This is a genomic window from Pseudomonas sp. Sample_24 (genome assembly GCF_004307605.1).
In the GTDB taxonomy this organism is placed as follows: Bacteria; Pseudomonadota; Gammaproteobacteria; order Pseudomonadales; family Pseudomonadaceae; genus Aquipseudomonas.
In genome coordinates this window covers 1-15,624 of record NZ_RCNW01000015.1, presented here as the reverse complement: position 1 = coordinate 15,624, position 15,624 = coordinate 1, and the positions used below count along the sequence as shown (strand labels likewise).

Genomic DNA, 15,624 nt, shown 5'->3' with positions numbered 1-15,624 from the left:
TCAAAAACCTCTTAAGGCCCGTTTATGCTGCAGCGATTCGCGTTCGACCATCGCCGCGGCAACTAGAAGCGTCTATGACAACGCTCACGGACTCAATTCTCCTAAGCGCTCGAGAGGCCTCGTTTATGGCGTAGCCTGACCTTCGGTGCGCTTTTTCTCTACTTCATCGCGCGCAATTTCAAACCTTTAGGCAATTTTCTGCTTCGGATCACGCTCATCAAAATGCAGCGTAAAAGCCCCTCGCTGCTCGTGATTTTTCACCTGCAAACGAACCGGATAAGCTTCCACTCGATCCAGCTTGAGGTGAGCAATCTCCTCGCGAAGCAACAGGAGATAATCCTTTTCGTGCCGGAAGGTACGTGCATAATTCAACGTCCAGTGATGCTTGTTGATCAGATAGAGCTGTAAGGCTTCCAGCGGTTTTAGCGGCTCCCAGGGCGCGAGGAGATTATTACCGAGGCGTTGAGCAAAACATTTGAGCTTGTAGGGACCTAACGCCAATAAGGCGGCACTGAATTCGAAATTGATGTCCATGCTGTGCGAGGCTCGATGGAGAATATCCATGTGTTTTTTATAGAGTGCCGACCATTCTTGTTGATAGTCCATTTATATCGCCTCCTTGGGCCGTGATTGTGGGGAACCGACGGGGTACGTTGAACCAAGCCGACACTCTGGCCCTTGTTTGAATGCCACGCCCCATCCATCTCTATTAACGCTCGCTGACCTGCTCAGCCCCTTGGGATGCCCGCCAACTCAGCAACTGTTGCTTAAAGCCATAACTGGCAGTTTGGTAATAGGTAATGGCGCGGCTGATTAAAGGATCACTGACAATGGCTTGGGACTCGTGACTTTCGGTCAGCGCGGCATCGTGCCGGCGTAGTCCTTGGCGGGGGCTGAGAATGGCCAGGTCCTGGCCATCAAACAGGCCCAAATGCTGGTAGTTGCCCACCAATACTCGCGGCGGCAACGGATTGTCTTGCAGCAGATTACGCCCGAAAAACGTAGACAGATAATCCAGGTTCAGTAACCCCAGCAGCGTCGGGGCGAGATCAATCTGGCTTGCCAATTGAGGTGTTTCTCGGGCTTCAATCAGCTTCGGGGCATAGATGAAGAGGGGAATGTGATAGTTGCTAATCGGCAAATCTTCTTTACCGGCACTACCGGCCGTATGGTCCGCGACAAAAACGAAAATTGTATTGTCGAACCAAGGCTTTTTACGTGCCTGCTGCAGAAACTGGCCGATGGCGTAATCGGTATATTTCACCGCCCCATCACGACCATTACCAGACTTGATGTCGATGCGGTGGTCGGGATAGGTATAAGGGCGGTGATTGGACGTTGTCATTAGTTGCAGCAGAAATGGTTGCTGCTTGGCATAGTCGGCATCAGCCAGGCTCAGCGCTTGCTGGTAGAGATCCTCGTCTGCCATGCCCCAGGCGTTCTTGAAGTGAATCTCAGACTCTTCAACATTGCTTTGATCAACCACGCGATATCCATTGCCACTGAAGAAAGCATTCATGTTGTCAAAGTAACCGCGTCCGCCATAAACAAATACGCAGTCATATCCCACAGCCTTGAGCTGCTGCCCCAAGCTAGCAAAGCCGCTCTCGCGCCCCACTCGTTTAACGATCGATCGACCCGGTGTGGGAGGGATCGCTAACGTAATGGCTTCCAGCCCGCGATCAGTGCGAGTGCCGGTAGCGTAGAAATTGCTGAAGTACAGGCTTTCTTTGCGCAGGGCGTCGAGGTTTGGCGTTAAGTTACGTTGATCGCCGTTGCTGCCCATGTATTTGGCACTGAAGCTTTCAATCGTAACCAGGATGATGTTGGGCTTACGTTCGACCCCAGGATTATCGATTGCTCGGCGAATATCCTGCGGATCCTCGCCGATGAAGCGAGCATTGGGCTCGCTTAGCTCGCTGCGAATCTGTTGCCCAACCACCTCAGGCGCTAGCGTGCTGTAAAACTGGGGATAATCCAGTTCGTTGTTGCGAAATGCGGCGAAGAATTGATACGGACCATTGCTTGCCAGTTCGTTGTGATAGGTATTGCCACCCTGGGCACGAGGGGCGGCCTGGCTGAGCAGTTGCGCGCTGGCTAGGGCAGCGATCAGCAGTCCAAGCGTAATCCAAAGACGCCCACGCACAGTGGGCAAGGGGGCTTGCACGGCGGCGATGAATGGTTGGCGTAATGCGACACTCAAAATCACCGCCAACACCGCAAGAAGACTCAGCAACGAGCCGATAGGATACGACTCGAGCAGATTATTCAGCACCTCGTCGGAGTAAACCAAATAGTCGACGGCGATGAAATTGAAGCGCACCCCGAACTCATGCCAGAAGAGCCACTCAGCGATCGAAGTGAATAACATTGCGAACAGACTGACCCCCAGCAGTGCCTGCAAAAACCACCGATGGCCACGACGTCGCCATAAGGCTGGAGGGCAAAGCACCAGATAAAGCCCCATTGGCAATGCCGCATAGGCGATGAAGCCCAAGTCGTAGAGCAAACCAATACCGAAGATCGCAAGCAATGCGCTCCCGGCCTCACTCCAGTGAGTCAGCACTAACCACAGGCGGGTCGCGAAAAAGATGCTCAGCCAAGCGCTGCTTACTAGCAACAAAAAACGCATTGGTGCTGTCTTGATATGCCCCACCGTTTTCTCCTTATGTTGTGTGAAGCTCCGTGACCGTGACGGCAGTGCGGAGCCTGGACCCAGGCAGCAGCCAATCTGCCAGCATGCACAAAGCAGCACTTATTAAACGTGGGAGTTCGGCAGGCGAATGTAGGGAAATACCCCAAAACAAGGCGAAAACGTTTAGCCATTGCAACTTGGTAACGCGTGAGGTCTAACAAAGCTCACGCAACTACCAAGCCGGTTAACGCCTTCCCACTAGCAACTGCAGCCTAAATATCGACGATCTTTGAATGAGGCGCGAAGAGCTAAGGAGGAGGGGGTAGGTTCTATTGCGGCGCGGATGAAGTTGTCGGTGAGTGATGAGGTGGGCTCATCCGCGCATCGACAATCAGCCCTATGCGCTACTCGACCCAAACGCTTATGGGAGCGGAGTGATACCGATGGTAGGTACAGTGTTGCAACAGACCATGCAGGTCTGGCTCGGCTACCTTCCCCCCAGCGCTTATCATTGAGATATCGGCTCGTACTTCACACCTTAAGGAACAGCTATACCGGTATCCAACTCGAAGAACGCCTGCCCCTGAAACGGTGTGACATCTCGAATCTTTAACCGATCACTTTTTAAGTAAGCATTGATTTCGACCCGAATCGAGAACGCCTGGCCTTCAAGGCGGGTGCCGTTCTGGGCCAACGGCACCACGTAGTAGCCAGGAGCCATTTTCACGCTGCTGGTGCCATGATCCACCATCGCCGCGCCGCTTAACACGCGGCCCAGGTTTACCGGTCGACCATCTACCAAGGCATCCTTAGCGATTAAATTAAAACTTCCGTTTTCGCCCATTTTGAAACTTTCAGGATCGACTGCAGTACCTCGAAACAAGATCGCCATACGGGTGGGTTGCGGACACGTGACGTTCAGTTGAATGAAACGTTGACCGACTGACGCGCGGCCCGATTCGGAGGTGGTCGCCAACTCATAGGGATTGAATTGTCCAAAATCTTGCACCAACTGACTGCTTTGTAGCTGGCACTCCGAGGCGAAGACCGGCGAAAGCGAGCCCATCAGAACAATGAAATTCAGTGCCAGTAAGGGTCGACATTGCACGTTAAATACTCCATTAGACTGATCATCACGGACGCCTCAGGGTGATTCACCGGCTTCACCGAAAGGCTAGGGGCTGGCCGGTGAGGTTTTGGGCGAGGAGTGTGCGCGCTCTGGTGCGGTACACACGGCCGGTACCTGCTCGAATAAGCCTTCAGTATTATCCTGAGCTCCCAAATTGAAACTCAAGTAGCAATCCCCACCTCGCAAGCTGACGCGCAAGTCACTCTGGCTAGTGTCATTCAAATAAATCTTGCCTTCATCTAATACCACGGTGACAAATCGTTCAGCACCATCAAACACCGCTGCACCTTTAGGTAATGGCTTACCGTTGCTGTCGGTCACCGTTAGCAGTACGCGCCGTACCTTGGAAACATTAAATTTCAAGTAATTCACCGAGCCTCGACCTGCCGCCACACGCTTATAGCCATTATCAATATCGGCATTGCGCGGTAGGGTATAACTCACGACCTCGACTTGACTGTCGCTGAACGCCGGAAGTCGAGCTAACACTGCTTGGCCGCGACTGTCAGTCCAGACCGGACCACTGTTAGTGATCAGTTTGACGCCCGCTTCCTCGCCCGCCGAGACAATCCCGAAGGTGTCTTGAATTTGATAAGGTGAAGCGGTCAAACCATTGGCATGCAGCACCAAGGCGCCGCTGCCGCCGACGTTATAGTTATTGCTGTGAGCGCCATTATCGGTATAGCCCGCACTGACTTGTGCATAGCGTGGCAAGGCGGATACGTTGCCCCCCCAAGTCATCTCCCGATCACTGCCGCGACCTAGCTGCTGGCCCATTGTCAGGCTGTAATTGAGCATGTCGTTAACCGTCTCGCTGTAGGTGGTTCCTATCTGCTGCTGCTCGGCGCTGGTACGACTGGCGTAGGTGCGTAGGCTACGGCTTGCTCCTAAAGGAATGCTGAAACTCAGATAAGCAGAATTGGGAATATCTCCACTGATGTCATGCTGCACGCTGGCATTGATGGAAATGCCAGCAATCGTATGGCCCCAAGATAACGACAGGGTTCGGTCCCACGCATTATCGTTATTGAGCGACTGCATAAAATTCATGCCGAAACCGCCATAAGTTGGTGAGCTCCAACTCGCGCCGACATTGAATTGGGTGCGTTCATCGCCTGCAAAGTCTTCTTCCTCCTGGGCGGATTGCACCGCATCCATCAAAGAGCGATAGCCAGACGTTTGGCGGGTCATGGAGCCATTGACGGCGAATCTTTCGGTTAAGCGCGAACTGAGCGCCACACTGCTTTCCACTCCGCTTTTGCTTAATGTTTGAGCTTGCGATACGGTCGTGCTTAAGCTCAAACGGGTGTCCTGAGTGAGCAAATGATCGGTGATCACACCGATGGAGTTATAGTCTTGGGCGATCATGACTCCAGCTGAGAGCTTGTCGCGAGCACTGAGTAACCAGTCATCGCCCGCCGACACGACCATCGGTTCCTCAAGCCCAGAGGTGTCATTGATATTGCGCACTTTGCCCGCTGCTATCGATAAGCCATTGGTGGTTAATTCAACCTGGCGCAAAGACGCAGCGGGTAAACTGAAGGTGTTTTGCGAATTATCTGATTCAAATACCGTGACATCAACATTCGCGTTACTTCGTAGCAGAGGCACGTTGGTCAATTGAAAAGGGCCGGCGGGAACCACCGTAGAATAAATCAAGATGCCATCTTGCTTCACTTCCACCCGAGCTTGGGGGGTGGTCGCGATACCCTCAATGGTTACCCCACCTGATGCTTGAGCGCGTAACGCACTATCGGGCACGACTTGCACACCGGTAATGGACGCACCGGGCAACACCGGATTGAACAAATTGAGTTGTCCGACTTGAAGCACCGATTTGAAGGGCACGAAACTGTGTTCGGCGTAAGTGTACAGCTGATCGGTATTGCGCTTACCGTTTTGATCGGTGAAAGTTTGTCGGCTACGCACGCTCCAGTCGCCCAAGTTCAATCCGGCCTCGGTATTGATCGAGGTAAAGTCACTGGTGGTGCCAGAAAACTGCGATTGGGTTTTTAGAGCGTCGTAGTTGAGGATCGCTGCCATACCGCCGGAACTGTATCCCGAAAAATTTTGCTCCAATGGCTTGAGGGCATTCGAGGGAACGGCGAGACGAACTTCGTCTTTGTTCGGTCGCAAATCCACATCTGTTTGTGGGTATAACGCCATAAAATCGACACAAGGGCTTGCCCCAGAAGGACCTGGACTGCTCGAAGCTGTACTCTCAGGGGTGTCAGCCCAAGAAGAAAACTCTCCAGTGGAGGCCTCCAGCGCTGTATCTAGCGAAGCAACAAGCGTCGCTCCAGCATCTGCCGTGGGGAGTACCGCCGTTGCCTGGGGAGGGCGGTCAACGGTGCTTGGAAGAAGCGGTGCCCCATCTGATGGCAAAAGCAAGCCAGCCTTATCCGCGAGACGCTGGTCAAAACACAGTTGGCCTTGCGTATCAAAATGAACTGCAACCGAGCCGAGATTATCACCGTTCACAAACAGGGTGACTTTGTGCAGTCCCGGTAAAAAACGGGCTTTATCATTAAACATCGCGGCCAGCTTGGGGTCGATCCCGCGGCTGATCAGGGTATCAATGTCAAATACCACACCTGTATCGGAGGTTGGCACAGCCGTTTTGGTTGACTGGTGTTCAAACGTTGAGGTGACCGTTACCTCAGGGGATGTGGCCGATCCTGAGGGGGAAGACGCGTTGGGCACAACCTCGATGGCGCTGTTTGTTGGAGCTGCAGGCACCGTTCCCTCTGTACTCGTGGTCATTTTTGTCACGGCGAGGATTTCGGTTTGATTGGGGGGCGGCGTCACAGCCAAAACGTGCGAGCTCGAAGGGATGCGGGATAATCCCACATTGTCGGCGCTCGACGAGTCAGTTATGGCTCTGGGAGAAGCTAAGGTCGCCGCTGGCGATAGGGGCAATTCGGGGGCTAAAGACTCCTTCAGAGGCGAGCCATCAGGACGGGGAGCAGGAGCAGAACTTAAGCCCGGCTCGCCCATGGCCAATGAATTGGCGAGCATCAGCGGGATAAACAATCCAGGAACGATCGGATGGAACAACCGCGTAGCGCACATAGAAGTAGTCCATCACAGTGGGTTAATGGATACCACAGGGACGGTGGCTTACTGTGAGGTACAGGCACTCAACGGTGTGTCGAACTGATTTAAGGCATACCCATATACACTGGCAGGGTGAATGCGCATCGACGTCGCACCGGTAATTACACGGCCTATTTGGAACTCATGGTGCGTACTGGGCAAAATATAAGCTTTGCTAAATTTGACCTCTTCGGCTACTGGCTGCAGCGAACCAGAAAGGGCCAAGCGTACAACATAAGGACTGTCGTTAGTGACGTGTAACGTGTCACCACATAAAGACCACTTTAAAAACTTCCAGGGCGCCGCCTCTATTTTCAAACCCTTCGGTGAAATAATGACGGGCAGGTTCTGGCGAAAGGTGACGCCCACGCTGTTAGGTACTTTATATTGCACCGTGGGAATGCCTTCAAAGGTCACTCGCATCAAGCGCTGCACGGTGAATGGCTTTTTGTTTTGCAGGATAAACCGCACGGCTTGGCTGTCCCCGCCTTCGACGCGAGCAACGGGGGGCGACACGACAAGTAACAGCTCAGGGTCTTCTGGAATGGTTTCCAACGAGGTATACAGCAACGCGGCGTATTTATCGGTATTAGTCACATTCATGGTGGTTTCACCTTGGTCTTCGCTAATCAACACGACCGAAGAGGCAGGTTTCATACCCGAAGAAAACGAGGGGCCAGCAAATAACAAACCAAACATGAGTATTGCACACGCTGCATCAGTTTTATAGTTGGCACCCATCACCATAATAGAAGTCCTCACATGATAAAAATAAACACCTTGATATGATGTCGTGAGGTAAACCTGAAGGCGTACCCGAGACGTATTTGTCATTTATTGGCCCGGCGTAAGATTTAAACCTATGCCGTTATAAGTGCCCCGTTGTCACTTGTGTGATGCGTTATTCATCGAACAGCACTGGCTTAATCATCAGGGTCTGTCCATATCTCATTCATTGCCGCTACGCCTCAGGTTGCGTAAGGTTTTCCCTCTTTTAGAAATGCTGAATGGACATTTTGTTATGGAGGGCAGTAACAGAGAGTCTCAGAACAGCGACCCAATGCGGAGTACGACCTCATGAATACGCATCAAAGGCTGCTCAGACCATTGAGGAGCATTGTCTGAGAGATTATTTAGCCGGGAGGCGACGACGAACCTCTTCCGACTCCTTGTTAGGAGGGCTCATGGGTGGACGAAAACCGCTTTTGCGGCGCAGGACGGCAGTGACCGCTGGGAAAGCAGGTCATTGAACGACGCGGAGCGCGCCAATCGGCGAATGACCGCGTTAAGCCATAATAGTTTTATTTTTTGTAGGAAAAAGCTGACGAACGGCGCTATTTTTTGGGACGTACGTCCTTGTTCATTTGACTAAGTGACGCTTCTATAGGAGGGCAACAGGACAAACTTATCGAGGACGTACGATGAGTCAAAAAATAAAAATATTCAGAGGGAAGGCTTTGACCGCGCTCATCACCGAGAAGGAACTAGCGATGCAATTGGAAGCTTGTCTTCGCCGCAGTGATCCGCAGTTAATGAGCCGAGTGGCTCGATCCATCGTGCAGTCGCATTTTCCAGAAATATATGGAGAAGCGATTATGCAGAGACATGCCCCTAACCGCTTACGGCTTAAGCGCGTTGCATGGCGATACTCGCCGCGTCTCACTTTACGGGTTCCCCCGCAATTGAGGTGCGTGGCAATAGTCTGGGCTATTGGTGTGTCTGTCTGTTCCGCGAGTGGTCAGCATTTCGCCCCCCGAGTGGCGGAATACCGCTACCAAGCGTCATTGACGCCCGCGCCATGGGTGCCCGCTGTGCTTGATTCTAAATAATTTTAGGTTGCCTATCACGGCGTGTACGGAGCTTCACAAAACGTCGATTGGGTTGATGCGTATGTAAATGGCATCCCTAAAATCGGCGTTTTTCCGCTTCCACCAGTCCGCTGGTAGCACCCATGGCTCGGCCCGCGTCGAAAAAACAAGGTATCGAGTTGTTGTAAGTACAGCGGTCCCAATGGTGCCCATCAAATACAGCTCGCCTGGAGCCAGTTCCCCAGAGCGAGGACGACCTTGTTGGGTTACCGATTCTTATCCGATCTGATTTCTCGGATTTTCACTGGCTTCTCGCTAGCTAACGCTTCACCGTATACCTTGCGCAGCAAAGGACTGTTATCGATAAAATCAGCAGGATCGATATTTTTGCGCCGAGCAATCATTGCGGCATACACCAAGCGTTCACGCTCTCGGCTGAGCTGCTGATTAAGTGTTGCCACCTGAGCTTTCAGTGACTCGATCTGCTGATCTTTATCCCGTTCCTTCGCCGCTTTTAGCGAGCTGATTTGGTCGAAGGTTCGCTTACCTTGTGTATAGGCTTTGACGAGGTCCTTAACCCGCTGAAATTCTTGCTCAAATGCTTTGTTTCGCCATAACGTGACCCTTGACACGCCGAGCTGACTCGTGAAGTAAGTCCAGCAAAATTCAGTTGGTTCAATCATCTGGCGCTCGAAGTGATTGAGCAGCATAAACGCCTGCTTCCATTGCTCTTGCGTAGTGGCCATTCCCCGGTTCCTCTTTACCAGTGAAAGAACACCGTCATCCGGTGCCGTGCCTTGTTAGGAAAAATCTGGCCTTAGTCAATCGTATGGCGAGCGGCACTAAGGCGCCCACTGTTCTGGATGACCGCCAGATCCACCTGACGATTACCTACTTAAGCTGGTTTGCGGCAATATTCAAATTGCACTATCGCTGCGCGGCGACGGGTCTTGGTCATGATGCCTACCCAACAGCAGCACACCGTTCTGCACCCAGATACGTATCAACCCAAACGGACCATATGGCATGGTGGTACCAGGCAGGGCTGGCGACCAGACAAGCTTCATCAATATGGCTCAGACGTTGGCGTGATGATCTTCCTAAGAATCATAACGTCCCAGCGACCTCTTCAGGGGGCCGCCGCGAGGGAGAGGGACTGATCTCTGATCTTTTGCAAGCGCTACACACTGTCCAAGGGTGGTGTTCCACATTGAAAAGCGCAATCATCGGGTTTGGAGCCTTGAGCTCGAAACGGTTGAAAGTCTTGGACCTGTGCGGCTTGGGCGGTGGTCATGATCAATTGGGCGCGCTCAAGGATGGCAGTGGCATTTCTGAACAGCGTCATTTGATGCTCAATGTGCATCTCGACCGATTCAGCTGGCACGTCTGGCCGATTTAACACTTCAAACAACCGTGCCAGCTCCTGCTCAGCTTTGTCACGTTCGTTGGTGATGTTCTGGCGCTGAATCGGATCATGCAGGTCAAATACAAACTCCCGGCAACCTAACCCTGCATTTCCCGTTAGGCATTTGAGGTGGTACTCGCAGGGCTTCAAGTTGATGTCCCTTACGCAGAACCCCAAAGGGCTGTAATGAGCCGTCTGCAAGGTGAGGTTCAACTGGGCCTGGATATCTTTCAAGGAAAGTTCACTGCGTTTCCAGGACTGTAGCTGCTCAGGCAACGAGCCAAGAAAGCGGGTATGTTCACCCAGCATCAGTTCACCTACTTTCTGAGCTCGTTCCCGTGCGGTTTGATGGTCGTAATGAGCGCCTTGAGGCTGGGTTCGGCCCATCCATTTATTGACGATGCTCGCAGCTAACCCAGCACGAAACAATGAATTGGTTTGCCAATGTCGTCCTTTATGGGTTTGAAAGGATTGGATGACCTCATCCTCCACCGCCACCCCATAACGGGAAAAGGCCGAACCCCGTGCAAGCCCTTGCTCGCTCGGTTTGAGGGCATAAAGCGCCGCACCGTAGGACAGCACGCAGGGAATATAAGCCTGGTAGGTGCCCCCCAAACTACTGGGAACCACAAATAGATAATCGGAGACTTTTTGCGAAATACGAAAAGCGTTGGAGCTGATAGCCAATCCTTCCGACAACACCTCCTTGACCATTTCAGCCAGCAATTCAGTTTGGAGGCGGGTATTCAAAGCCACAAAATCCTGCGAAATAGCTTGGGTGATGCTGCGGTATTCCAATAAGTAACCTGTACCGTGTGCATACTTCAAACCCGTCGTCGACGCACTTTTACGAAAAAAGGTTACAGGGGCAGCATTCAACCGCAGGTAGGAGAAAAATCCTTTTTTAGAACCCTTGTGAATCATGGTCATGGATTTCTGACCAAACCACTCTGGATAGAGCTGTTGCGCATCCAGCAGGGGTAACAAGCGGCGATAATCAAATCCTCCCCCCATAACGTGGTTAATGGCCGCGACCGCCTCGTCATAACCACAATAAATGATTGCTCGACCGCAACTTACGGTCTCCCCAAAAAAAGCCAGCCATTCGACCCGATTTAAGGCTTTCGAGCGCAACCCTTGAAAAGCGCTGGACTTCACCTGCCGGCTGCAAGGAGGCTGCCCATGAATAATTTGGAACACCTCTTCGTAGGTGAATCTGTGGGTACGCCACGTAATCATTTCGTTAAGGCGGCGCTTGATATCGGCACCGACTAAGTAATGGGTATGTTTAAAACGCCCGACCGGGGTAGACCTCACGTCAAAACCTGAGCGACGATAGAAAGCCAACAACGAGTCCACGCCGACTGCCGTGGATGCGAAGGGCAAATATTGCGTCAATTGATGAAGCTCAATTTGTGCTTCATCCGCCAGGGGCTTGAGGAGTTTGAGACAGGTTTGGGCGCGAGTCGCGTTAGCGGCGGACAATGCCGTCAACTGTTCAAGCGCGACCTGTATGTCGGTGTCTATTTGTGCCACACGACGGTCAAATCGCTTCGCCAATACTGTAGCAAGGGTGCCATTTTCAATCTCACTGGCTCGTTCGCGCCAAAGGCTGCAGATTGCGTCAATCCTGCGCACGGCATCTTGAATAACCGGGCGCCAAATTTGTGGGATATAACGCGCCATAGGAGCCGCGCCTTTCTCAGTCCAAACGTTACAAAAAAGTTGTCCGTTGCGCTCAACCAAGCAGTTCTTGGGAAGGCGTAACACTTCACCTATCCGCAATCCCAAACCAAACTGAAAAACTTGCGTTAAGATCGCCAGTCGATCAAGTTGTGCTCGAATACTCTGGTCTGGCGAGTGATCCAGGGCCCATTTTAGTTGGATGATCGCGCCGATCAATGGCGGCAGAGGAAGCTTTTCTTCTGCCGCAATTCGACCGTAGCGATCTGTTCGCTGGAACTGCGCGCCAACTCGGATGGTGGCAATCGGCTGTGTTAAAAGCTGGTGCGATGCCATAAAGGCCATGAGTCGATTTAGATCATTGCACAGCCCTTCGCCGTGGGCATACGACGTCCTGATATGATTAAGAGTCCGATCATAGGCGTCCTGATCGATCATAATCAGACTTCGAACATCGACTTTGATGAGCATCTTGAAGGCTGCGGCCAGGCTTTTGACGCGCGTCGCTCCCAATGCTTTGTTTCTCTGGCGAGCATTCCATAACAAGGTGGTTACAAAAACTTTATTTAAGGTCGCCAATTCCGGCACCAAGCCTGGTACGGTAAGGTAAATTCGCACTTTACCCTGATACAGCCAGTACAAATCATCCCAGTGCGAAGTCGGAAATAACTTCAATTGCTCGAACCGCGCCTGAGCTTCCTCAGCCAGCCGGCTTAGGCGCTGTTGCCGCTGCGTCTGCATATGCTGTTGCTCACCAATAAGCATGGCATCACTCCTCCTGCTTGTGAATTAATGTCACGCAGTGGCCTTGTGCGTAGGCAATTGCCGCCTGACAGCCGGCAATTGAGGGCTCAAAGGCACTGACCACCGTGGCCGTTGACACCGACAACAGCTGCGCTTGGCGTTGGGTCAGTTGCTCCAGAGCCATGCGATGCGCGTGAACATCTTTGTTGGGACAAAAGCGCTTACAGGCGTAACACGCCACCGCGGGCTCATCAAAACATGCCGAATCGGTGGCACATTGGCCGATGGCAGTGAAACTGCGCGGCTCGTAGATGGGCCGCGCATAGAGATTGCCCTTTAGATCCTCCGTCCTCATCCACGCGGCCGTAAAGTGTCGCTGCTCAACGCGGCTTTGGGTTGCCTGCTCCAATACTTCCCACATTTCCTGAGTGAACCGAAAGTAATGTTTGATGCACAGTGTGTTGCTATGGTCCAGCAGGTCCGCTACCTCCTCGGGTGAACACCCGGACATCACCGCCTGCGTGCCAATGGTGTAGCGAAAACGGTAAGGGTGTAGGTTGAAGTGTCGCCCCGTTCGGGGCGACAGCGGGAAATGAATCTGAGCGTAACTCAGCATGCTTCTTAACAACGAAGCTCTTCGGTGGTAAGCGTAAGCTTGCTTATTATCAGCGGCAAAGTAATCGCCTGATCGTCGAAGTTCTTCACGCCACAGCACGCTACCGTGCGCATTACGCACGCGCTCCAAACGCAGCGGCTGCGTGGCCATGAAAAGTGGAAGTTCCTGTAAGGGGATGTCTTGAGCAACGAGCTCTACCGAGGCGATCACTTGGTCGATCAATGTGGCCGTGCGTTCACTCAGAATACGCGCACTGAATTGCGTCCGGCGGTGTTGCGCGCCGTTTTTTACCCGGGGTACATTGAGGTAACGCACGCCCGTTTGAGGATCCGTTAAAAAGTCTTGACGTTTTAAAAGGGATAGCTGAATAGGTCGCAAACCATGACTCAAACACAAGTCGACTAACAGCCGTAAGGGCAAGGAATGGCGTGTATTATCCACCTCGGCAGAAAGTACACTGACTTCTTCTCGAGTGAACGGGCCATGTTCTTCATCCATCAAGAATAAGGCGGAATAAGCATTGGGTCTGCGGAAATAGCCGTGCAATTGCGTGATATTTTCGTAACCTTCCGCGCTCAGCAGCTCATACTCGTGTAACAACAGAAAGTTGGCGAATTCCTTAGCGCAGGCGATCCAATGCATTTTTCTAGAGGAATCCGCTTGTACCGCGAGTTTAGTTAATACGTGTTCAACAGTGATCCCTGCATTGACCTGGGACACGAAGCGTTGCAAAAACCAGAATTTCTCCAGCAACGTCGCTGCATGATAACGCTGCACGATATATTGCACATAACAGATGAGAATCTCTTTTAAGTCATCCGCCAGCTGATTGAAGCCGTCCGTTTTAAGATAAACAAACTGCGTGGTGTCATCAGGAACAATAATGACCGGCTTGAAATCGCCATCAGGGGTAAACAATTCGACGTCATAACCCAAGCGGCTTCTCACCGGAAGGAAGCGCGACACCTTCACGACGCTACTCCTATTCAACACCCGCCTTGAACGCGTGGAGGGCCTGCTGCTGAATGAGCACTTGCGATGCTCTGACTTTGCGTTGAATGGAGCCTTTGGCGTATCGCTCCGGCATCTGACTATTGCGAACCCATCCACCGGCCGCTTCTTGAATCGGCGACTTCAGTAATGTACGGCTCAGCGGGCTCTGGTCTTTAAACTTAAGATCAAGCGCGGTATCGAGCAGGTCATGGAATGTATTGCGCAAGCGGTGCGGACTGAGAAGTCCTTTGAATTCAGGGTGTTTCCGTGTCAATTCATTAAGAATGGCATTTGGTGTCTGCAGCGATAAAGGTAAGCCGTCTCGATATGAAATAAATAAGTAACTGGTGGATTTCCACCCGGTAAACAGCACCCTGACCTGAGTAATATAATATTCAATCAAGTTCGCTAGATCTTCGTGCAGCTCAATTTGTCGACCCAGAGTTTTCACCGAGGGCACTTCGCTGCGGGGGTAATCTGCAACCGGACCAACCTTAAAAATATCGTAATATTTACGATGCCCGGATAATTGAAAGTGATTAAGTTTTAATAGCAGCGTTTCGCCTTTGCGATTGCCACCCAGCATAAGCAGGAGCAATAATGCACAATTACGCCAACGCACTTTGCTGGTTTTCCAAGGGTTAAGCTTATTGCTTGGCGAGGGATCAATGATGCTGATAAATTTCGCCTGTAACGCTGGCGCAAGACCTATCTTATCTTGCCGGTCCGATTTGTAAGGAGACTTGGCGTATAAGTCAAAGCCGGCTTTCATTCGTTGATATCGCAACAATGCAGACTGCAGAGCTGCGCAATCCGCTTGAAGATTGTCTTGATAAAACGACCATAGGTAATGGATAAATGCCATAGCACCGCGCATGCGAGCTGCATACCACGCAGCGTTAACGGGCACTCCGGTTGAGCGAGTACAACAACAAAAGGAAGAGAATGCTTCGATTTCGCCGATTTTTAGTGGCTTTTGATCCGCGATGCGCTGGATTAACTCAATCGCATTGATTTCGCAAAATCGGTAAAGATGTAGGATGACAGTTTGATCTGCCTTAATGGAATTGATCCTCAATCCATTCTCGAAGCGTTGCAAAGCGTACGCCCCAGCAAACAGATCAATCTGACCATTGATCGCCACCAACTTAAGCTTAATGCCTCCCACCTTCGTAAATTGCACGGTGGTTAGCGCGTAAGCGGACATTGACATTTGCCCACCCCATGTGTCGCTGTAAAAAATTTACGGTAGCAGACGCCATGAAGGTCAGCAAAAAATGAAACAAAACCGCGACACACAAAATTATTTGGGCGGGACCACAAAAAATGTAACGTCAAAAAACCAAGATCAAGACTGTCGGCCAAAAACCCCCTCAGGGAGAGGGGGTGCTGCGACTTATCCATAGAAAATGAAACATGCTACTTATTATTACAGATATCTTTCAACGATTTGCCTGGTTTGAAGGCAACTGTGTTGCTGGCCTTGATTTTGACTGGCTCACCGGTTTGCGGGTT

At 51.8% G+C, this 15,624-nt stretch carries 10 protein-coding genes; all 10 read right to left on the bottom strand.

The window, feature by feature from the left end:
* Positions 1-186 precede the first annotated feature (186 nt).
* A complete protein-coding gene (locus tag D8V06_RS00605; RefSeq protein WP_130907810.1) occupies positions 187-606 on the bottom strand; it encodes a hypothetical protein in 420 nt (139 codons plus the stop codon).
* Positions 607-709: 103 nt separating this feature from the next.
* Entirely contained in the window at positions 710-2,656 is a 1,947-nt protein-coding gene (locus tag D8V06_RS00600) for an LTA synthase family protein (RefSeq protein WP_130907809.1), read from the bottom strand.
* Positions 2,657-3,173: 517 nt separating this feature from the next.
* Positions 3,174-3,743 carry a hypothetical protein gene (locus tag D8V06_RS00595; RefSeq protein WP_130907808.1) on the bottom strand — a complete coding sequence of 190 codons (570 nt, stop codon included), beginning with the start codon at positions 3,741-3,743 and terminating at the stop codon, positions 3,174-3,176.
* Between the two features lie 66 nt (positions 3,744-3,809).
* On the bottom strand, positions 3,810-6,527 hold the full coding sequence (locus tag D8V06_RS00590) for a fimbria/pilus outer membrane usher protein (RefSeq protein ID WP_177434305.1): 2,718 nt from the start codon (positions 6,525-6,527) through the stop codon (positions 3,810-3,812).
* Positions 6,528-6,884: 357 nt separating this feature from the next.
* Positions 6,885-7,607: a fimbria/pilus chaperone family protein gene (locus D8V06_RS00585; RefSeq protein ID WP_177434293.1), complete on the bottom strand. Its 723-nt coding sequence runs from the start codon at positions 7,605-7,607 to the stop codon at positions 6,885-6,887.
* Positions 7,608-8,934: 1,327 nt separating this feature from the next.
* Positions 8,935-9,414 (bottom strand): hypothetical protein, encoded by a 480-nt coding sequence (locus D8V06_RS00580; RefSeq protein WP_177434291.1) that lies wholly within the window; start codon positions 9,412-9,414, stop codon positions 8,935-8,937.
* Positions 9,415-9,848: 434 nt separating this feature from the next.
* Positions 9,849-12,521: a hypothetical protein gene (locus tag D8V06_RS00575; protein WP_130907806.1), complete on the bottom strand. Its 2,673-nt coding sequence runs from the start codon at positions 12,519-12,521 to the stop codon at positions 9,849-9,851.
* A 4-nt stretch (positions 12,522-12,525) separates the two neighbouring features.
* Positions 12,526-14,088, bottom strand: a complete 1,563-nt coding sequence (locus tag D8V06_RS00570) for a site-specific integrase (RefSeq protein ID WP_130904890.1) — start codon at positions 14,086-14,088, stop codon at positions 12,526-12,528.
* A 10-nt stretch (positions 14,089-14,098) separates the two neighbouring features.
* Positions 14,099-15,322, bottom strand: a complete 1,224-nt coding sequence (locus D8V06_RS00565) for an integrase (protein ID WP_130930265.1) — start codon at positions 15,320-15,322, stop codon at positions 14,099-14,101.
* A gap of 206 nt (positions 15,323-15,528) precedes the next feature.
* Positions 15,529-15,624 (bottom strand): HU family DNA-binding protein (locus D8V06_RS00560; RefSeq protein ID WP_177434290.1); only part of this gene is annotated, 96 nt, incomplete at its 5' end.